The 20,389-nt window shown below is 66.9% G+C and carries 19 protein-coding genes and 1 pseudogene; 15 read left to right on the top strand and 5 right to left on the bottom strand.

Annotated elements, in window-relative coordinates:
* Positions 1 to 63: 63 nt before the first annotated feature.
* Positions 64 to 990: an aldose 1-epimerase gene (locus tag G6N68_RS00970; RefSeq protein WP_163706776.1), complete on the bottom strand. Its 927-nt coding sequence runs from the start codon at positions 988 to 990 to the stop codon at positions 64 to 66.
* 23 nt (positions 991 to 1,013) lie between these two features.
* Positions 1,014 to 2,186, bottom strand: a complete 1,173-nt coding sequence (locus tag G6N68_RS00975) for an FAD-binding oxidoreductase (RefSeq protein ID WP_163706777.1) — start codon at positions 2,184 to 2,186, stop codon at positions 1,014 to 1,016.
* A 168-nt stretch (positions 2,187 to 2,354) separates the two neighbouring features.
* On the opposite strand from G6N68_RS00975, the gene clpB reads away from it, so the two are divergent.
* A complete protein-coding gene (gene clpB / locus G6N68_RS00980; RefSeq protein WP_163706779.1) occupies positions 2,355 to 4,901 on the top strand; it encodes an ATP-dependent chaperone ClpB in 2,547 nt (848 codons plus the stop codon).
* A gap of 65 nt (positions 4,902 to 4,966) precedes the next feature.
* On the opposite strand, the gene G6N68_RS00985 is transcribed toward clpB, so the two are convergent.
* Positions 4,967 to 5,785, bottom strand: a complete 819-nt coding sequence (locus tag G6N68_RS00985) for an enoyl-CoA hydratase/isomerase family protein (protein ID WP_163706781.1) — start codon at positions 5,783 to 5,785, stop codon at positions 4,967 to 4,969.
* A 122-nt stretch (positions 5,786 to 5,907) separates the two neighbouring features.
* Between G6N68_RS00985 and ttfA the strand changes: the two genes are divergently transcribed.
* The 5 genes from ttfA to G6N68_RS01010 are packed head-to-tail and all read left to right on the top strand — an operon-like array spanning position 5,908 to position 9,650.
* Positions 5,908 to 6,774 carry a trehalose monomycolate transport factor TtfA gene (gene ttfA / locus G6N68_RS00990; RefSeq protein ID WP_163706783.1) on the top strand — a complete coding sequence of 289 codons (867 nt, stop codon included), beginning with the start codon at positions 5,908 to 5,910 and terminating at the stop codon, positions 6,772 to 6,774.
* 7 nt (positions 6,775 to 6,781) lie between these two features.
* On the top strand, positions 6,782 to 7,555 hold the full coding sequence (locus G6N68_RS00995; RefSeq protein ID WP_163706785.1) for an SDR family NAD(P)-dependent oxidoreductase: 774 nt from the start codon (positions 6,782 to 6,784) through the stop codon (positions 7,553 to 7,555).
* Positions 7,556 to 7,559: 4 nt separating this feature from the next.
* The gene (gene pyrE, locus G6N68_RS01000; RefSeq protein ID WP_163717977.1) at positions 7,560 to 8,093 is read left to right on the top strand and encodes an orotate phosphoribosyltransferase; all 534 of its coding nucleotides are present in this window, start codon (positions 7,560 to 7,562) and stop codon (positions 8,091 to 8,093) included.
* 25 nt (positions 8,094 to 8,118) lie between these two features.
* Positions 8,119 to 9,000, top strand: coding sequence for a hypothetical protein (locus G6N68_RS01005; protein ID WP_371871669.1), 882 nt, complete (start codon positions 8,119 to 8,121; stop codon positions 8,998 to 9,000).
* The gene (locus tag G6N68_RS01010) at positions 8,997 to 9,650 is read left to right on the top strand and encodes a TrmH family RNA methyltransferase (protein ID WP_205351204.1); all 654 of its coding nucleotides are present in this window, start codon (positions 8,997 to 8,999) and stop codon (positions 9,648 to 9,650) included. Before G6N68_RS01005 ends, G6N68_RS01010 begins: the two co-directional genes overlap by 4 nt.
* Positions 9,651 to 9,656: 6 nt before the next feature.
* Here G6N68_RS01010 and G6N68_RS01015 read toward each other — a convergent pair whose 3' ends face one another.
* Together G6N68_RS01015 and G6N68_RS01020 are read right to left on the bottom strand one after the other, a co-directional pair.
* Positions 9,657 to 9,872, bottom strand: coding sequence for a dodecin family protein (locus G6N68_RS01015; protein WP_163706787.1), 216 nt, complete (start codon positions 9,870 to 9,872; stop codon positions 9,657 to 9,659).
* 72 nt (positions 9,873 to 9,944) lie between these two features.
* Entirely contained in the window at positions 9,945 to 10,910 is a 966-nt protein-coding gene (locus G6N68_RS01020; RefSeq protein WP_163706789.1) for a LysR family transcriptional regulator, read from the bottom strand.
* A gap of 45 nt (positions 10,911 to 10,955) precedes the next feature.
* Here G6N68_RS01020 and G6N68_RS01025 point away from each other — a divergent pair, with 45 nt between their 5' ends.
* From G6N68_RS01025 to G6N68_RS01065, 9 genes and pseudogenes are all read left to right on the top strand, one after another.
* Positions 10,956 to 12,113, top strand: coding sequence for an XdhC family protein (locus G6N68_RS01025; RefSeq protein WP_205351205.1), 1,158 nt, complete (start codon positions 10,956 to 10,958; stop codon positions 12,111 to 12,113).
* Between the two features lie 32 nt (positions 12,114 to 12,145).
* A complete protein-coding gene (locus G6N68_RS01030) occupies positions 12,146 to 13,036 on the top strand; it encodes an FAD binding domain-containing protein (RefSeq protein ID WP_163706791.1) in 891 nt (296 codons plus the stop codon).
* 2 nt (positions 13,037 to 13,038) lie between these two features.
* Positions 13,039 to 13,527, top strand: coding sequence for a (2Fe-2S)-binding protein (locus G6N68_RS01035; RefSeq protein WP_163706793.1), 489 nt, complete (start codon positions 13,039 to 13,041; stop codon positions 13,525 to 13,527).
* Complete coding sequence (locus G6N68_RS01040; RefSeq protein ID WP_163706795.1) at positions 13,524 to 15,923, top strand: aerobic carbon-monoxide dehydrogenase large subunit; 2,400 nt, start codon at positions 13,524 to 13,526, stop codon at positions 15,921 to 15,923. The genes G6N68_RS01035 and G6N68_RS01040 overlap by 4 nt, the downstream gene beginning before the upstream one ends.
* A gap of 45 nt (positions 15,924 to 15,968) precedes the next feature.
* Positions 15,969 to 16,676, top strand: a pseudogene (locus G6N68_RS01045) (XdhC family protein); the annotation flags it as partial.
* Positions 16,677 to 16,852: 176 nt separating this feature from the next.
* Positions 16,853 to 17,467 (top strand): nucleotidyltransferase family protein, encoded by a 615-nt coding sequence (locus G6N68_RS01050; protein ID WP_163706797.1) that lies wholly within the window; start codon positions 16,853 to 16,855, stop codon positions 17,465 to 17,467.
* Positions 17,464 to 18,342, top strand: a complete 879-nt coding sequence (locus G6N68_RS01055; RefSeq protein ID WP_163706798.1) for an AAA family ATPase — start codon at positions 17,464 to 17,466, stop codon at positions 18,340 to 18,342. Before G6N68_RS01050 ends, G6N68_RS01055 begins: the two co-directional genes overlap by 4 nt.
* A gap of 12 nt (positions 18,343 to 18,354) precedes the next feature.
* A complete protein-coding gene (locus tag G6N68_RS01060) occupies positions 18,355 to 19,017 on the top strand; it encodes an SRPBCC family protein (protein ID WP_163706800.1) in 663 nt (220 codons plus the stop codon).
* A gap of 56 nt (positions 19,018 to 19,073) precedes the next feature.
* A complete protein-coding gene (locus G6N68_RS01065; protein WP_163717986.1) occupies positions 19,074 to 20,246 on the top strand; it encodes a vWA domain-containing protein in 1,173 nt (390 codons plus the stop codon).
* Positions 20,247 to 20,389: the final 143 nt, after the last annotated feature.

Genomic DNA, 20,389 nt, shown 5'->3' on the forward strand with positions numbered 1-20,389 from the left:
ATTTCGTCGGGCGCTCGTTAGCAGCAATATGATTATTGAACAAATGTCCGACGGTGTTCCCGTTTAGTTCGGAAAAGTATTGGCAATCTCGTGGATTCGCTGTAGCCGGATAGAGAACGCCGCGACAGCTGTCTCGCCCGGCGTAGCGCAGCGATACCCGCCGCGACGCAACGCATCGGTGGGCGCCGCCATCGGTTCGAAGCACACCACGTCCTCGCCGGGAGGTGCGAAGATCTGCGCCGCCGAGAATCCGTTTTCGAAATGCACCTCCAGGCGGTGGTCGCCGCCGGACAGCGCGAACACCGCCCCGTCTTCGACGCAGTCAAATGCGTCGTCGAAGGTTGAGTCTCCAAGCTTTTGGGAAGCCGGCGCTTGGTGCATGGACTCGCCGGTGGGAAGTCCCCTTGGGTCTAGGGAGAGATGACGCAGCGCGGGCGTGTCGATGGTCCATTGACTGCGCGGTGCATCGGGCAGGCGTAGGTACGGATGGAAGCCGAAGCACAGCGGCACTGCCACGTCGCCGGTCGCCGTCACCGCGGTGCGGACGCTCAGCGTTCGCCGGACCAGTCGCACGGTCAGGGAAACCACATGGGGGAACGGAAAACTGGCGAGCAGTTGGGGCTCGGCGCCGAAGTCCAGTTCGGCGGTCAATTCGTTTTCCGATTGGGCAGTAATTCGCCAACCCGGGTATGCGGCCAGTACGCCGTGGATGGGCAGCCCGTTGGGGTCGGCGCGAACTCCGTTTTTGCCCGGTGTCAGGGTGACCGTTTTGTTCTCGGCGGTATAGCCGTTGTCCCCCAACCGATTCGCCCACGGGTACAGGATCGGGATGCCCATTGTCTTGCCCGCTGTGAGATAGGCATCCAGACCGCGCCGCTGGCCGAGCAGTTCGACGCCGTCATCGCTCAGCGACGTGCCGATCATCCCGGCCTCGGGCACGAACTGCGCGGTCACCGACGAGGTCGGATCGCTCAACGTGACGATATGCACGGCTGTCAGCTTAGGTGCCTGACCTAGCGATTGAGCGGGTCGTGCTGAATCCGTTCGGGCGGAGCGCCTTTCGCGATCAACGCGGCCTTGGTTGCGCTGACCATGGCGGGTCCGCCGCAGATCAGGATCTGGCGGTCGCCCCAGCCGCCGTACTTGGTGACCACGTCGGCCAACCGGCCGATCTGGTGCACATGCAGGCCGCGCGGCGGCGAGACGACCGGATAGTCGGCGGCCCACGAAGGATCACGCCGGTACTCGGAGACCGGAGAAACCGAGAGCCACGGATTGTGGGCGGCGACCTGCCAGAGCGTTTGCAGGTCGTACAGCTCGCAGCGGTAACGCGCGCCGTAGAACAGGTGCACCCGAGGGTTCTCGGCGAACCGGCTGAGATCCATGATCAACGCCCGCAACGGGGACAACCCGGTGCTGCCGGCGACCATCAGCACGTCGCTGCCGTCGCGGTCGACACGTAAGCCACCGTGCGGGCCGGACAATCGCCAGCGGTCCCCGGGCCGAGTCTCGCCGACGATGGCATTGCTGACCAGGCCGCCGGGGACAACCCGGACATGGAACTCGATCCGCCCTTCCGGATCGGCCGGGATAGCGGGGGACAGGTATCGCCAACGGCGCGGGCATTGCGGGACTTGGACGTTGACGTACTGCCCCGCGTGGTAATCGAGCGGACGGTCCAGGCGCAGCCGGACCACCGCAAGGTCGCGCGACACCCGCGAGTGCTCGACGACGGTTGCGTCCCACCATGCAGGACCCTCGTCCGAGTCCGCGGCGCCGCTCATCACGCCGGTGATCAGGTTGAGCGATTGGTCGGCGGCCGCCCGCACGGAGTCGGTCCAGGCGCTGCCGAGGTGGGTGCGCAGCGTCGATAACAGCGCGCGCCGCAACGTTTGGTAATGGGCTGGCAGCACGCCGTACTTGCGGTGATCCCGGCCCAACTGGGCCAGAAAGGCGACCGGCTCCTCGGCTCGCTGGTCGACCAGCTCGCCGTACACCCAGTGCATCGCCTGCGCGAAGGCGGCCCGCTGGGCGTTCATCTCGGGTGGGAACAGGTCGCGGACCGGGACGTCGAGCGCGAACCATTGGTCATAGAACTGGCGGACGAGTTCGTTGGGTGCGGTGGGATCGTCCTGGCGGAAGGCCTCGCGGAGCACCCGCAACGCGTCGCGATCCTCAAGCCCCACGGCCGCCGATTCTAGGCCGACGGGCTGAGCGGGCGCGGCTCTCGTTTCCGGTCTACCGCCGCGCGCCGAAAAAAACTAGAGTTGAGCGGAACAGACTCAACCTTGACGACGTTGGACTAGCCGACAAGCATTTTTCTTAGCCCGACGGGCGCACGAACGGGAGGTGTCGTGGACTCATTCAATCCGACAACCAAGACGCAGGCGGCCCTGACGTCGGCTTTGCAGGCGGCCTCGGCTGCCGGCAATCCCGAGATCAGGCCCGCTCATCTACTGATGGCGCTGCTGACGCAGAACGACGGGATCGCTGCACCGCTGCTTGAGGCTGTCGGTGTCGAGCCCGCCACCGTCCGCGGCGAAACGCAGCGCCTTCTGGACCGGTTACCCCAGGCCAGCGGCTCCAGCTCACAGCCGCAGCTGTCCCGGGAATCGCTGGCAGCCATCACCACGGCACAGCACCTGGCCACCGAGATGGACGACGAGTACGTCTCCACCGAGCACCTGATGGTCGGGCTGGCCACCGGTGACTCCGATGTTGCCAAGCTGCTGACCGGACACGGTGCTTCGCCGCAGGCGCTACGCGAGGCATTCGTCAAGGTGCGCGGTAGCGCGCGGGTGACCAGCCCCGACCCGGAGGCGACCTACCAGGCGCTGGAGAAGTACTCGACCGACCTGACCGCCCGCGCCCGCGAAGGGAAACTGGACCCGGTCATCGGGCGGGACAACGAAATCCGCCGCGTCGTACAGGTGCTGTCCCGGCGCACCAAGAACAACCCGGTCCTCATCGGTGAACCCGGCGTCGGCAAGACCGCGATCGTGGAGGGCCTGGCCCAGCGCATCGTGGCCGGTGACGTGCCGGAGAGCCTGCGCGACAAGACCGTCGTCGCCCTGGACCTGGGTTCGATGGTCGCCGGCGCCAAGTACCGCGGTGAGTTCGAGGAACGGCTCAAGGCCGTGCTCGACGACATCAAGAACTCGGCCGGTCAGATCATCACCTTCATCGACGAGTTGCACACCATCGTCGGCGCCGGCGCCACCGGTGAGTCGGCGATGGACGCCGGCAACATGATCAAGCCGATGCTGGCCCGCGGCGAGCTTCGTCTGGTGGGCGCCACCACGCTCGATGAGTACCGCAAGTACATCGAGAAGGACGCCGCCCTCGAGCGCCGCTTCCAGCAGGTGTTCGTCGGTGAGCCGTCGGTCGAGGACACGGTCGGCATTCTGCGCGGGCTCAAGGACCGCTACGAGGTGCACCACGGCGTGCGCATCACCGACTCCGCGTTGGTGGCCGCCGCGACGCTGTCCGACCGCTACATCACCGCGCGCTTCCTGCCGGACAAGGCCATCGACCTGGTCGATGAGGCCGCCAGCCGGCTGAAGATGGAGATCGACTCCCGTCCCGTCGAAATCGACGAGGTAGAGCGCCTGGTGCGGCGCCTCGAGATCGAAGAGATGGCGCTGTCGAAGGAAGAGGACGAGGCCTCCAAGGAACGCCTGGAAAAGCTGCGCGCCGAGCTCGCCGACCAGAAAGAGAAGCTGGCCGAGCTGACCACCAGGTGGCAGAACGAGAAGAACGCCATCGACATCGTGCGTGAGCTCAAGGAGCAGCTGGAGGTGCTGCGCGGGGAGTCCGAGCGTGCCGAGCGTGACGGCGACCTGGCCAAGGCTGCCGAGTTGCGCTACGGGCGCATCCCGGAAGTCGAGAAGAAGCTGGAGGCGGCGCTGCCACAGGCGGAGGCCCGGGAGAACCTCATGCTCAAGGAAGAGGTTGGTCCCGACGACATCGCCGAAGTGGTGTCGGCCTGGACCGGCATCCCCGCCGGGCGTCTGTTGGAAGGCGAGACCGCCAAGCTGCTGCGCATGGAGGACGAGCTGGGTAAGCGCGTCATCGGGCAGAAGAAGGCCGTGCAGGCCGTGGCAGATGCGGTGCGGCGTGCGCGGGCCGGGGTCGCCGACCCCAACCGGCCGACGGGTTCGTTCATGTTCTTGGGGCCCACCGGCGTCGGCAAGACCGAGCTGGCAAAGGCGTTGGCGGACTTCTTGTTCGACGACGAGCGCGCCATGGTCCGGATCGACATGAGCGAATACGGCGAGAAGCACTCGGTCGCGCGGCTGGTCGGTGCTCCACCCGGATACATCGGGTACGACCAGGGCGGCCAGCTTACCGAGGCGGTGCGGCGCAGGCCGTACACGGTGATCCTGTTCGACGAGATCGAGAAGGCGCATCCGGACGTGTTCGACGTCCTGTTGCAGGTGCTCGACGAGGGCCGGTTGACTGACGGGCAGGGCCGCACGGTCGACTTCCGCAACACCATCCTGATCCTGACGTCCAACCTCGGGTCGGGCGGCGACGAGGAGATGGTGATGGCGGCGGTGCGCGCGGCGTTCAAGCCGGAGTTCATCAACCGGCTCGACGACGTGATCATCTTCCACGGCCTCGAGCCCGGGGAGTTGGTGCAGATCGTCGACATCCAGCTGGCCCAGCTGCAGAAGCGGCTTGCGCAGCGCCGCCTCACGCTCGAGGTGTCGCTGCCGGCCAAGCAGTGGTTGGCGCACCGCGGCTTCGACCCGGTGTACGGCGCCCGGCCGCTGCGCCGGCTGGTGCAGCAGGCGATCGGCGACCAGCTGGCCAAGATGCTGCTCGCCGGCCAGGTGCACGACGGCGACGTGGTGCCCGTCAACGTCAGCGCGGACGGCGACTCGCTGGTCCTTGGCTAACCGCGACAGCTAGCGAAAGCGCCCCAAACCGACGGTTTGGGGCGCTTTTGCATCTGCCGACGAACCTAGCGATCGCCCAGTTCGAAGGCGCGCGTCTGGGCGCCCGCGTCGATGACCGCCTGTAGTCGTTGGCGAGCCTCGGGTTGGGCGAGGGTTTCGCGGAACAACTGATCCTCGACGCGCAGTCCGGTGACGATGTCGCCGACTTGTGCATCTAGAGAGGCGTCGACCGCTCGGATCGCCGCCGCGACGGTCTTCGGCGGCACAGACGCGATCCGGGCCGCGAGCTTGTCGACGAACCGGTGTAGCTCGTCGGGCGGCAGCGCGCGGTCGACAAACCCCCACGCCTCGGCGGTCGCGGCGTCGAAGTCCATGCCGCCGAGGATCGCTTCGAGGGACCGACCGCGGCCGACGAGTCGCGGTAACCGTTGCGTGCCGCCACCGCCGGGAATGATGCCGAACATCACCTCCGGCTGGCCGAATATGGCTTTGCCGAGCGCGGCGTAGCGCAGGTCGAACGCCGCCGCCCATTCGCTGCCACCGCCGCGGCAAATGCCTTCGATCACGGCGATGGTGGGCTTCGGCAAGGTCCGGAACCTCTCCATGACCTGATGGAAGGGCGAGAGGTGGTCGTGGAGTGTGATGTCGTCGACCGGCAGGTCCAAGATCAATGCCACGTCGGCGTGCGCCACGAAGAACTCCGGGTCGGCCGAGTCGACGATCAGCACCCGCACCGCGCCGTCAGCCGCGATTTCCTGGGTGAGGCGGTCGATCTCGAACATCAGCGCCTGGTCCAGCAAGTTGATCGGCGGGTTGTCGATCGTCGCCCGGCATATGCCGTGGTCTACCGTGATGCGAATGAGCTCGTAGTCTTCATAGGGCACGGCCTTCTCCTGGGCGTCATTGTCGGTGCGGCGGTGGGCGAGGTGAGTCCAGCAAACCTTAATTTGGTTGTGACCTGGTCGGATTCTGTGTTACCGGCTGGCAACAGATAGGCTGTTCACCGATGGTCCCGCTTTGGTTTACCCTGTCCGCGCTGTGCTTCGTCGGCGCGTCGGTGTTGCTGTATGTCGACATCGACAAACGCCGGGGGCGCAGCCGACGACGGAAGTCTTGGGCGCGCTCCCACGGGTTCGATTACGAGCGCGAATCCAACGACATTTTGCAGCGCTGGACGCGCGGAGTCATGTCGACCGTGGGCGATGTCCCCGCTCACAACGTCGTGCTGGGTCAGATCCGCGGTGAAGCCGTCTACATCTTCGATCTGGACGAGGTCGCCACGGTGATCGCGCTTCACCGCAAGGTGGGCACCAACGTCGTCGTCGACCTGCGTCTCAAGGGGCTCAAAGAGCCTCGGGAAAGCGATATTTGGCTGTTGGGCGCGATTGGCCCACGCATGGTCTACTCCACCAACCTGGACGCGGCCCGGCGGGCCTGCGACCGGCGCATGGTGACCTTCGCGCACACCGCGCCCGACTGCGCCGAGATCATGTGGAACGAGCCGCACTGGACGCTGGTCAGCATGCCGATCTCCAGCACCCGGTCCCAGTGGGACGAGGGTCTGCGCACCGTACGCCAGTTCAACGACCTGCTGCGGGTGTTGCCGCCGTTGCCCGCCGACAGCCCCGCCGAAGCGGGGGAGCCGGCGCCTCGCGCCGCGGCCCCGGGTCGCCCACTGGCGCCGGCCGGCCGCGCTGAACTGCCGCCGCGGCGCTCCCAGCCGGACCCCGCCGCCGGCGTACTGCCCGATCCCGCCCGCCGGCCGGCCGAGCCGGTCCGTCGTGACGAAGGCCGGTCCACCGGTGAGCGTCGTCAACCACCGCCTGGACGCAACGGCCACAACGGCCACCAGGCCTCGAACTACCGCCACTGATCGCGCCATGCCTCGTCCTGTTGCGTTGATTACTGGGCCCACCTCGGGTATCGGCGCCGGCTACGCGCGACGCTACGCGCGCGACGGTTACGACCTGGTGCTCGTGGCCCGCGACGCCGGGCGGTTGGAGGAATTGGCAGGGGAGCTGGCCGTTCACGGGGGCAACGTCGAGGTGTTGTCCGCCGACTTAGCCCAAGCCGCCGACCGCGACAAGGTCTGCGATCGACTCGCCGAAGGCGTTCGGGTGCTGGTCAACAACGCCGGTTTCGGCACGTCCGGCGAGTTCTGGGAGTCCGATCCGGCCCAGCTGCAGAAGCAGCTCGACGTCAACGTCACCGCCGTCATGCACCTCACCCGGGCCGCGTTGCCGCCAATGCTGGAAGCCGGCGCAGGCACCGTCATCAACATCGCCAGCGTCGCGGGCCTGCTGCCCGGACGCGGTTCGACGTACTCGGCATCCAAGGCGTGGGTGATCTCGTTCACCGAAGGCCTTTCAAGTAGCTTGCAGGGCACCGGCGTTGGCGTGCACGCGATTTGTCCGGGCTACGTGCACACCGAGTTTCACAGCCGGGCGGGGATCGATATGACCTCGGTGCCGTCGTTCATGTGGCTCGAGGTGGACGACGTGGTCAGTGAGAGCCTGGCCGACGTGGCGCGCGGGAAGGTGCTTAGCATTCCGGGCGTGCAGTACAAGTACTTGGTCGCCTCTGGGCGGGCGATGCCACGACGGCTGACGCGGGCTCTCACCAAGAGATTCGGGAGTGGTAGTGGCCGCACCTGAGCCCATGACCGAACGCCAGGAGTTGGCGGATTTGGTGCGGCGGCTGTCGGTGGTGCATGGCCGCGTCACGTTGTCGTCGGGCAAGGAAGCCGACTACTACGTCGACCTGCGTCGCGCCACCCTGCACCACCGCGCGTCGGCGTTGATCGGACGGTTGATGCGGGAGCTGACTCAGGACTGGGACTACTCGGTGGTCGGTGGCCTGACGCTGGGTGCGGATCCGGTGGCGACGGCCATCATGCACGCACCCGGCCGCCCGATCGACGCGTTCGTGGTGCGCAAGGCGGCGAAAACCCATGGCCTGCAACGACTTATCGAGGGCTCCGAGGTTTCCGGCCAGCGGGTGCTGGTGGTGGAGGACACCAGCACGACCGGCAATTCGGCGCTGACGGCGGTGCACGCCGTTCAAGACGCCGGCGGCGAGGTGGTCGGGGTGGCCACCGTGGTGGACCGAGCTACCGGCGCCGCCGAGGCGATCCAAGCCGAAGGTTTGCCGTACCGCAGCGTGCTGGGCCTCGCCGATCTGGGGCTGAGCTAGGCCGCCTGCCGTGCGCACATTCCTTGTGATCGTTCTGGCGATTGCATGCGCGGTGGGTTGCTCGCGTCCTGATCAACCCCCGCGCGTCTACGGCGCCCAGGAAGCCGGGGTCGGCGAATCGCTTGCGGTGCTGGGCTGGAACATGTCGGTGGCGAATATGCGCTGGGACGACGACTACTTGCTGATCGACGTCGACGCGGCCCCGACCGATCCGAAGGGGTGGCACGTCAAGGCCGAAGAGATCCGATTCGGCCTCTACGGCGCGCTGTCGCACCCGATGGAGGCCACTGGACTCGGCAGCTGCGGCGACGCGTTGAACCGCGTCGCTGACGTCACCGCGCCCCTGTCGGCGCCTCCGGACCGGCTCACCGGGACCGTCTGCCTGGGTCCGCTGAAGGACCGCGCCGCGGTGCGCGGCGTCTACGCGTACTCGCCGAGTGACCGCATTTCGAACACGGCGGCCGCCTACCCGGCCGCATTCCCGGTGGGGTTGCTGCCGACGAACGAGAACGACACCGGCCTGGTGGTCAAGAGCACGAGCGTGGAGGCGTGGCGGGCCGACGGCAAGCCGGTCACCCAGGCCCAGCTCGGCGAACCGGCTGCTTTCACCGGCAACGGCTACATGTTGCTGGGTCTTGAGGCCAGCGGTGTGGCGGCCCGCTACAAGGATGAGTCGGCGGCCCGCGGCGGTCCCTTGATGCTGCTCGCCACGCCGACGCTGCCCGGACGCGGCCTGAACCCGGCCTGTTCGAAGTACGGATCGTCGGTGCTGATACTTCCCGACGCATCGCGGGATTCCGTGCAGGTCAACGTGTCGCTGTGCACCCAGGGCGAGATCAACGACGCGCTCTTGTACGCCACGATCGCGGTAGTGGGCACGCATGCCGGGCTGTGGACATCCCAGTGAGCGAACTCGGCGAACCCGGCCCCACCGAGTGGGGCGTCTCCGGCGGGGGCGTCGGGCCGTGGCAGGGTGAACCGCCGAATGACCCGCGGTATGACCCAATATTGTTGCGCGACGGCGACACTCGCAATGTCGTCGACCAGTATCGGTATTGGACGCGCGAGGCGATCGTCGCCGATATAGACACGCGCCGGCATCCCCTGCACGTGGCGATCGAGAACTTCGGTCACGACGCCAACATCGGCTCGGTGGTGCGCACCGCCAACGCCTTTGCCGTCGACACCGTGCACATCGTCGGGCGCCGGCGCTGGAATCGCCGCGGCGCCATGGTGACCGACCGCTATCAGCGGTTGTGTCATCACGACACCACCGCTCAGTTGCTGGACTTCGCGGCGGACGCCGGGTTGACCGTGGTGGCGGTGGACAACATTCCAGGGGCGGCGCGTTTGGAGGAGACGCCGCTGCCGCGGGATTGCCTGTTGGTCTTCGGTCAGGAAGGGCCCGGCATTACCGACGACATCCGGACGGGCGCGGCCGTCACGGTGTCGATCGCCCAGTTCGGTTCGACGCGCAGCATCAACGCCGGCGTCGCCGCCGGGATCGCCATGCACGCCTGGGTCCGGCAACACGCGGACCTCGGCCGCGCGTGGTGACTTGAGTCAGCGCGGTTGTGGCGGCCTCATCTTGAACGACACCTCCAGCTTGATGCGGAAGGTGATCCTGCCGGAGGAGTCCACGGCCATGTCCTGCTCGATGACCCGGGCAACCCGGATGTCGTCGACACTGGACCGCGCGCGTTCCACCGCCTCCGTCGCGGCATGCTCCCACGAGGTGGGGCTGGTGCCGATGATGTCGATCACCTTGTACACGCTCATGGGGGCTAAGCGTATAGCTTCTGCGGCGAAAACGGACCGAGCGTTTTCGGGGCTTGGGGCCGAGGCGGCGCGCTAACTCCACAGCGTGACGTGAACCTTCGGCCGAAACCTCGTCACACCGACTCCGCTGCCCCGGATCATCGCCTGGATGCATCGCGGCGTGGTGATGAAGCGGATCAGCTCGGACACCGCGGGTTGCCGCGCCGACGGCGGCAGTGTCGCCGCGCACCACTCGCCTGCCTTGTCCAGGCCGGGACCGTTCACGTGCACCAACCGCCCCGCGGCCAGGTCCTTGGCGACGGCGAAGCCGATGCTCAAGGTGGCCCCGCCGACGCGCTGCACCTCCTCGAGCGCGGCGGCGTCGCTTTGGAAGATGCGCTGCTGTGACTCCGGAATTGCCAAGTCACGCAACATGGTTGCGATCTCGCCGTCCGCGATGCCGGCCGACGGGCCGAGCATCCACTGTTCGTGGCGCAGCTGCGCGGGCGTCGGAATGCCCGCCGCCAGTGGGCCGTTGGGCGCCGCGACGGTGATGATCTGATATTTCAGGAAGGGCCGCACGAAGATCGAACCGTCGGAACCGTAGGAGGTTTCGCTGGCTGGACCGATGGCGATGTCGACGGCGCGCGAGCAGATCAGATCGCGGAATCGGCTGGTGGGGTGCACGCTCAGTTCGACCGAGAGGTCGTCGGCCCGGGACGAGAACAGCTCGATCAATCCGGGTGCCGCGTGCTCGGCGAAGGTGGACGATGCGGCGATGCGGAGCAACCTGCGCCCGTGCGCGGCCTCGGTCACCTCGATCGCCGTCTGCTGTTGCAGGCCCAGGATTTCCACCGCGCGGCTGGCCAGCCGCAGCCCGCCGGGCGTGAACGCCAGCCCGGCGCCGGTCCGGGTGAACAGCGGATCGTCGAGCTCCTTGCGCAGCGCGGCGACGTGCATCGAGATTCCGGCGTCGGACATACCGAGTTCCGCGGCGGCCGCCCGTACCGAGCCCAGCCGCACCACCGCCGAATAGGCCCGAAGTTGAGCCGGAGTCATGCGCCCACACTACTTCGGTTGCCGGGGTGGCCTACCTTAAGAGACGTGCGTGACGTGTTGCCCGAGCTCATGTCGATCTGGCGTGCCGGCGACACGGCCGGCGTGGGCACGGTCGTGCGCACGCTGCGTTCGGCGCCGCGGCCGCCGGGCGCCTCGATGGTGGTCGCGCCGGACGGTTCGGTCAGCGGGTCGGTCTCGGGCGGCTGCGTGGAGGGCGCGGTCTACGAACTCGCCACCGAGGTGATGGCCAGCGGTGCGCCGCGGCTGGAGCGCTACGGAATCAGTGACGGCGATGCCTTCGCGGTGGGGCTGACGTGCGGCGGCATCATCGACATCTTCATCGAATCCATATCGAAGGCAACGTTTCCCGAACTCGGCGAGGTGGACGAGGACGTCGACGCACAGCGCCCGGTCGCGATCGCGACGGTCATCGCTCATCCGGACCCGCAGCGGGTGGGCCGCCGCCTGGTGATCCGCCCGGAAGCCGCAGCGGGAACGTTGGGCACGGCGCGCGCCGACTCCGCGGTCACCGACGACGCGCGAGGGCTGCTCGCGTTGGGCCGCAGCGAGGTCCTCGAATACGGCGCCGACGGGCAGCGGCGCGGCGAAGGCATGGAGGTGTTCGTTTCCAGCTTCGCCCCGCGGCCGCGCATGTTGGTGTTCGGCGCCATCGACTTCGCCGCGGCGGTGGCGCGCCAGGGATCATTCCTCGGTTATCGGGTCACCGTCTGCGACGCCCGATCGGTGTTCGCCACGGCGGCCCGCTTCCCGACCGCCGACGAGGTGGTCGTCGACTGGCCACACCGCTACCTGGCCGCCGAAGCCGAAGCGGGCAACATCGACGAGCGCACGGTGATCTGCGTGCTCACCCACGATCCGAAGTTCGATGTTCCGGTGCTCGAGGTGGCGCTGCGGCTCGACGTCGCGTACGTGGGGGCGATGGGGTCGCGGCGTACCCACGAAGACCGGATGCTACGGCTGCGTGCGGCGGGCTTGACCGACGCGGAGTTGAACCGGCTGGCCAGCCCGATCGGATTGGACCTGGGAGCCCGCACCCCGGAAGAGACCGCGGTGTCGATCGCCGCCGACATCATCGCGCGGCGGTGGGGTGGCGGTGGCCGCCCGCTGGCCGAAGTCCCCGGCCGAATCCACCATGACGTGCAGGTAGAGGGCGAGTTAAAGGATCACTTAACTCGATATTGACGCCCTGTCAGCACGGGCGGAGACTTCCGACCATGCAAGTACCAGGGCCCTTCGAATACGAACGTGCGACGAGCGTCGATCACGCGATCGGACTGCTTGACCGGTTGGGCGACACCGCTCGCCTAGTCGCCGGCGGACACAGCCTGCTGCCGATGATGAAGCTGCGCATCGCCAACCCCGAATACCTCGTCGACATCAACGACCTGGTGCCAGAGCTGGGATACGTGATCACCGATCCCACCCTGGTGCGCATCGGTGCGATGACGAGGCACCGCGAAATTTTGGAGTCGGACACCTTGGCCGCTGTGTGCCCCATCTTCCGAGACGCCGAGCAGGTGATCGCCGACCCGGTGGTCCGCAATCGCGGCACTTTGGGTGGCTCGCTGTGCCAGGCCGATCCCGCCGAGGATTTGTCCACCGTGTGCGAGGTGCTCAACGCCGTCTGCCTGGTGCGCGGGCCGTCGGGCGAACGCGAGATAGGAATCGACGACTTCATGGTGGGTCCGTACGAAACCGCGGTAGCTCCCAACGAGATCCTGATCGAGGCCCGAATCCCGGTCCGCCACAACACCTCCAGCGCCTACGCCAAGGTGGAACGGCGGGTCGGTGACTGGGCCATCGCGGCGGCCGGGGCGAGCCTCACCCTCGACGGAGACTCGATAGCCGCCGCCCGGGTGGGCCTGACCGCCGTGAATCCCGACCGGACCGCGCTCGTTGAGTTGGGTGAGTCGCTGGTTGGCCAGCCCGTCACCGAAGAGGTCTTCGCCGAGGCCGGCCGCCGGGCCGCGCGAGCCTGCGAACCGGTTTCCGACGTCCGCGGTAGCGCCGAATACAAGCGCCACCTCGCCTCCGAACTGACCATCCGCACGCTGCGCACGGCAGCCCAACGAGTGCGCGAACAAGTTGCGCCGGAAGGAAACTAACCATGCAGGTAAACATGACCGTCAATGGCGAACAGGTGAGCGCCGAGGTCGAACCGAGGATGCTGCTGGTGCATTTCCTGCGTGATCAGTTGGGACTCACCGGAACCCACTGGGGGTGTGACACCAGCAACTGCGGAACCTGCGTCGTCGACGTGGACGGGGTACCGGTGAAGTCCTGCACGATGCTCGCTGTGATGGCCTCGGGCCACAGCGTGCGGACCGTCGAAGGTCTAGCCGGGCCGGACGGCACGCTGGACCCGGTGCAGGAGGGATTCATGCGCTGCCACGGACTGCAATGCGGTTTCTGCACACCGGGAATGATGATCACCGCGCGCGCCCTGCTGGATCGCGACCCCGATCCCGACGAACAAACCATTCGGGAAGCCATCTCCGGGCAGATTTGCAGATGCACCGGATACACCACGATCGTGCGGTCCATTCAATGGGCGGCACAGCACAGTGCGGAGCCTGTAGCGGAGGCCAACTCATGACAACCATCGAGTCCCGTCCACCATCCCCCGAAGACACCGCGGACAACGACCAAAAGCCCTGTGGCTACGGCCGAATGCTGCGCAAGGAGGACCCCCGGTTCATCCGTGGGCGCGGCCGCTACGTCGACGACGTCGTGTTGCCGGGCATGCTGCACATGGCCATCCTGCGCTCGCCGTACGCGCATGCCCGCATCGTCAGCGTGGATACGACCGCGGCCATGGCCCACCCCAAGGTCAAGTTGGTGGTGACCGGCGCGGCCCTGGCCGAGAAGGGCCTGGCCTGGATGCCGACGCTGTCCAACGACGTGCAGGCCGTGCTGGCCACCGACAAGGTGCGATTCCAGGGGCAGGAGGTGGCCTTCGTCGTTGCCGAGGACCGGTATTCGGCCCGCGACGCGCTGGAACTGATCGACGTCGAGTATGACCCACTGGATCCGGTCGTCGATGTGCGCAAGGCGCTGGACCCGTCGGCTGAGGTGATCCGCACCGACCTCGAAGGCAAGACCGACAACCACTGCTTCGACTGGGAAACCGGCGACGCGGCGGCCACGGATGCGGCGTTCGCGAAGGCCGACGTCGTGGTCAAGCAGGAGATTGTTTACCCGCGGGTGCACCCGGCGCCGATGGAAACCTGCGGTGCGATAGCCGATTTGGACCCGGTCAGCGGGAAGCTCACGCTGTGGTGTACCAGCCAGGCGCCGCACGCGCACCGCACGGTGTATGCGTTGGTCGCCGGTCTGCCCGAGCACAAGATCCAAGTGATCTCACCCGACATCGGCGGCGGCTTCGGCAACAAGGTGCCGATCTATCCCGGATACGTGTGCGCGATCGTCGGCTCGCTATTGCTCGGCAAGCCGGTCAAATGGATGGAGGACCGCAGCGAGAACCTGACCTCCACCGGGTTCGCCCGCGACTACATCATGCTGGGCGAGATCGCTGCCACCAAGGACGGCAAGATCCTGGCGATTCGGTCCAACGTGCTGGCCGACCACGGCGCGTTCAACGGCACCGCGGCGCCGGTCAAGTACCCCGCCGGCTTCTTCGGGGTGTTCACCGGCAGCTACGACCTCGAGGCCGCCTACTGCCACATGACCGCCGTCTACACCAACAAAGCACCCGGCGGCGTGGCCTACGCGTGCTCCTTCCGGATCACCGAGGCCGTCTATTTTGTCGAGCGACTAGTCGACTGCCTGGCCTTCGAGTTGAAGATGGACCCCGCCGAGCTGCGGCTGCGAAACTTGTTGCGGCCGGAGCAATTCCCGTACAAGAGCAAGACGGGCTGGGTGTACGACTCGGGCGATTACGAGACCACCATGCGCAAGGCCATGGACATGATCGGCTATGACGCGCTGCGGGCCGAGCAGAAGGCCCGGCGCGAGCGCGGCGAGCTGATGGGCATCGGCATGGCCTTCTTCACCGAGGCCGTGGGTGCCGGTCCCCGCAAAGACATGGACATCCTGGGGCTCGGCATGGCGGACGGTTGTGAATTGCGGGTGCATCCGACCGGCAAAGCCGTTGTGCGCCTTTCGGTCCAGACGCAGGGCCAGGGCCACGAGACGACGTTCGCACAGATCGTCGCCGAGGAGCTGGGCATCCCGCCCGACGATATCGAGGTGGTGCACGGCGACACCGACCAGACGCCGTTCGGCCTGGGCACCTACGGCAGCCGGTCGACGCCCGTCTCGGGTGCGGCCGCCGCGCTGGTGGCGCGCAAGGTGCGGGACAAGGCCAGGATCATCGCCTCGGGCATGCTCGAGGTGTCGGTAGCCGACTTGGAATGGGAGAAGGGCTCGTTCCACGTCAAGGGCGACCCGTCGGCGTCGGTGACCATCCAGGACATCGCGATGCGCGCACACGGCGCGGGGGATCTGCCGGAGGGCATCGAAGGTGGCCTGGACGCGCAGATCTGCTACAACCCGGAGAACCTGACCTACCCGTACGGCGCGTATTTCTGTGTGGTGGACGTCGATCCGGGCACCGGGGTGGTCAAGGTGCGGCGGTTCCTCGCCGTCGACGACTGCGGCACTCGCATCAACCCGATGATCATCGAGGGCCAGGTGCACGGTGGCATCGTCGACGGCATCGGCATGGCGTTGATGGAGATGATCGCCTTCGACGAAGACGGCAACTGCCTGGGTGGTTCATTGATGGACTACCTGATCCCGACCGCGCTCGAAGTGCCGCACCTGGAAACGGGATTCACCGTGACACCGTCGCCGCATCACCCGATCGGCGCGAAGGGCATCGGTGAGTCGGCGACCGTCGGATCGCCGCCTGCCGTGGTGAACGCGATCGTTGATGCGTTGGCGCCGTACGGGGTTCGCCATGCCGACATGCCGCTGACCCCGTCGCGGGTGTGGGAGGCCATGCAAGGCAGAGCAAAGCCGCCCATTTAGTAACGCGCGATCGAGCTAAACGAGCGATGAGGAGGAGTGGCGCAAATTCAACACAGCACGATAAGCGAACGGGCCGCCCAGTTGATCGCCGCGCGCACGCCGTTTGTGCACGCGACGGTGGTCCGCGCCCAGCAGCCCACTTCGGTGCGGCCCGGGGACGAGGCAATCCTGCTGCCGGACGGCACCATTGAAGGCTTCGTCGGCGGTCAGTGTGCGCAGAACTCCGTCCGCAAGGCCGCGCTCGGCGCCTTGCAGGCCGGCGAGAGCGTGCTGCTGCGCGTACTGCCCGACGGCGACATTCACTTTCCGGAGGCCCCGGGCGCCTGTGTGGTGGTCAACCCATGCCTGTCCGGCGGGTCGCTGGAAATTTTCCTGACGCCGCAGTTGCCGGCCCCGCTGATCCGGGTCGAGGGTGCCACCCCGATCGCCGAGGCACTGATCCAGGTGTGCGAAGTCCTCGGCTACGACGCACGGCGCGAAACCGACCTCGCCGACACCTCGGCGGTGGTGATCGCCAGCCATGGCGGGCCGGAAGCCGAAATGATCCGTGCCGCACTGGATAACGGCGTCGGGTACATCGGGCTGGTGGCAAGCAAGGTGCGCGGCGCGGCGATCCTCGACCAGCTCGAAGTCAGCGATGCCGAGCGGGCTCGCGTGCACACCCCGGTCGGATTGCCCATCGGCGCGAAGACCCCGGCCGAAATCGCCGTGGCGATCGCCGCCGAACTCGTCGCCGCCCTGCGCCGCGACGGCATCTCACGTCCGGTGAGCGAACCCCCGAAGCAAGCCCCGCAACAAGCCACCGACCCCGTGTGCGGCATGACGGTGACGATCGCGCCTGACACCGAGCACCTTGAACTCGGCGGCGTGGATTACTGGTTCTGCTGCCCGGGCTGTCGCGCGGCTTTTGCCAGCCGCAGCGTCGGCGCATGACCGTCACCGGGGTCGTGCTGGCGGCTGGACGGTCGCGTCGGCTTGGTACGCCTAAACAGCTACTGCCATACGGTAATACGACCCTGCTCGGCGCGACCCTCGATGTCGCCCGGACCGTCGGGTTCGACCAACTGATCGTCACCCTCGGCGGCGCCGCGGAAACGGTGCGAACCATCCGCGAGCAAGTGCCGCTGCACGGAGCCGAAGTGGTGACGGTTGAGGACAGCGGCACCGGCTGCTTGGCGTCCCTGCGCGCCGCACTGCAACGGGTGGACCCGCGCGCCGACGGCATCGTCCTGATGCTCGGCGACCAGCCCGGGATTGATCCCGTAACGATTAGTCGGGTGATCAGCATGCGCGGTGCCGGAATCCTGGTATGTCACTACACGGACGGCATCGGGCATCCGTTCTGGTTCAGCCGCAACGTTTTCACCGAGCTGTCCGCTCTGCACGGTGACAAGGGGGTCTGGAAGCTCATCGAGTCTGGCCGGCACCAGGTGGATGAACTCGCCGTGGACGGCCCGGTGCCACCTGACGTCGACACCTGGGATGACTATCAGCGACTGTTGTCAGGTGCTGGTAGTGCCAGTGGCAGTGGAGTTCGCGCATGATGTTCACCGGACCCGACGACCTGGCCCGCCAGTTCGACGCGCGCGATTACCTGCTCGACACCGGCACCGCGTCCGCGATCTACCTCGCCGTCTCGCTGGGTAGGCCGCTGCTGCTCGAGGGCGAGCCCGGCGTTGGTAAAACTACTGCCGCCAAAACCCTTGCCGCGGTGCTCGATACACCCTTGGTGCGGTTGCAGTGTTACGAGGGGCTGACCGCCAGCGAGGCGCTGTACGACTGGAACTATCAGCGCCAACTGTTGTCCATCCGGCTGGCCGAGGCGCAGGGTGCCGCAATCGACGAGGCGGATCTGTACACCGAGAAGTATCTGGTGGATCGTCCCATCCTGCAGTGTGTTCGGCACCGTGGTCCGACGTCTCCGGTGTTGTTGATCGACGAAATCGACCGGGCTGACGACGAATTCGAGGCGCTACTGCTGGAGTTTCTCGGCGAGTCCACCGTCACCGTCCCCGAGCTCGGCACCTTTGTCGCCGAGCGCCCGCCGATCGCGGTGCTGACCTCCAATCGCAGCCGCGACCTGCATGATGCCCTGCGGCGACGCTGCCTCTACCACTGGATCGACTACCCGGAACCGGCGCGGGCTGCCGCGATCGTGCGCCGGACGGTGCCCGGAGCATCGGCGCCGTTGATCGAACACGCCACCCAATTCGTCGGGCGCGCACGCGATCTCGACCTGGACAAGCCGCCCGGGGTGGCCGAGACCATCGACTGGCTCGCCGCACTGGTGTCACTGCGGGTGGCCGACCTCGTCGACGAGTCGGTTGAGACCGCGCTGGCCACCCTCGGGGCGCTGGCCAAGACCCCCGACGACCGTACATTGATTCGCGACGCGTTCATCGAGTACAGCCGTGCCTGAAAGGACTCAAGGATGAAGATTGCCAACCAGTTCACCGTCAGCGCGCCGATCGAGCAGGCCTGGGACGTGCTGTGTGACCTGGAGCGGGTGATCCCACTTATGCCTGGCGCGCAGCTGATCGGCCACGAGGGGGACGACTACCTCGGCAAGGTGAAGGTCAAGGTCGGTCCGGTCACCAGTGAATTCAGCGGCAAGGTGCGCTTCGTCGAGCAGGACCGTGACCAGTACCGCGCGGTGATCGACGGCAAGGGCAAGGAGGCGCGTGGCACCGGCAACGCGGCCGCCACGGTCACCGCCCAGCTGCACGAGGACGGCGATCGCACCCGCGTCACCGTGGACACCGACCTGAAGATCGTCGGCAAATTGGCCCAATTCGGCAGCGGAATGCTGCAGCAGGTGTCCGAGAAGCTGCTGGGTCAGTTCGTCGAGTCGCTGGAGGCCGAACTGAAAGCCGAGAGCGCACCGGCAGAAGCCGCCGCCAGTCCAGCCACCGCCGCGGCGCCGGGATCGCCGGATGCCGTCACCGAAGCCCACGCCGCTCCGGCCGATTCCGAGCCGGCTCCAATTGATTTGCTGGAGCTCGCCGGGGGTGAGCAACTGAAGAAGTACGGCGCCGCAGGACTTGCCGTGGTAGCGCTGCTGGTGCTGCTGTGGGTGTTCTGGCGGAGACGTTAATCGCAGTGACCCCGCCCTTGTTGCGTGGCGTCGACCTGGCGGCTTTCGCGGCCGCGATGGTTGCGCGCCTGCGCGGCGCCGGCGTGTCGGTATCCGGTAGTGGCCAAGCGAGTTTCGTGCAGGCGCTGCGACACTTGGTGCCCAACACCCGCACGGAACTGTACTGGGCGACCCGGCTGACCCTGGTCAACCGGATGGAAGATCTGCCCGTGTTCGAGGTGGTCGTAGGTGAGATCTTCGGGAGCGTTCAAGCCGGCGACACCAGAACTCCCGAGTCGGTCCTGCCGATAGCGGGCCCAAAGACACCGGCGGCCGGCATCCTCGTTCCTGCCGTCAGGTCATCGGGCGGCGAGACCGAGACGGTGCCATGGGCGACGCGGACGCCCGCCGCCTCCGATGACGGTGGCGGCGCCAGCGTTCAACTGCCCGATCTGCTGCCCAGCCGCCTCGTGGCTTTGGCCGACGAACCATTCGACGAATTCGATCCGGAGGACCTGCGTCTGCTCGGTTCCTGGTTGGAATCCTCGGTTCAGCACTGGCCCCGGCGCCGCAGCATGCGGATCGAGTCAAGCCCGCACGGTAAACGCATCGACCTGCGCGCCACCATGAAGGCGTCCCGCTCAACCGGGTGGGAAGCGTTGCGACTGGCGAGAACTCGGCCAAGGTTGCGGCCGCGACGGGTAGTGCTGGTGTGTGACGTCAGTCGGTCGATGCAGCCCTACGCCATGATGTATCTGCACCTGATGCGAGCGGCGATGTTGCATCAGGCGCGGATTCGGCCCGAGGTATTTGCTTTCTCGACGTCACTGACTCGGCTCACCCCGGTGCTGTCGCATCGCTCGGCCGAGGTGGCGCTGGAACGGGCCAACGCCAAAGTGACTGACCGCTATGGCGGTACATCCATCGGGGGCAGCATCGCCGCCCTGTTGGCGCCCCCGCACGGCAACGCATTGCGGGGCGCGGTGGTGATCGTGGCGTCGGATGGTTGGGACAGCGATCCGCCCGAGGTCCTCGAGCACGCGCTTGCCAGGCTGCGTCGTCGCGTCCACACGCTCGTTTGGCTCAATCCCCGCGCGGCCCAGCCCGGCTTTCAGCCGCTGGCCGGTTCCATGGCGGCGGCCCTGCCGTATTGCGACATGTTCCTGCCGGCGCATTCGCTCAACGCCCTGTATGAGGTTGTGCAGGCCGTGGCCGAGCGGGCGCAGCCGCACATTCCGCAGCGCAGGTGAAACCGGGGCAGTTCGGTGGCTCAATAGCCGACCTGGCAGTGCGTATATTGACCTACACGTCCATTTACGACATCAATAGCGCGTGAGGAAGATTACAGACTAAATAGTGCAACTTAGTTCCAAAACACGAACTAGAGCATTAA

It is taken from the genome of Mycobacterium bourgelatii (assembly GCF_010723575.1).
GTDB lineage: Bacteria > Actinomycetota > Actinomycetes > Mycobacteriales > Mycobacteriaceae > Mycobacterium > Mycobacterium bourgelatii.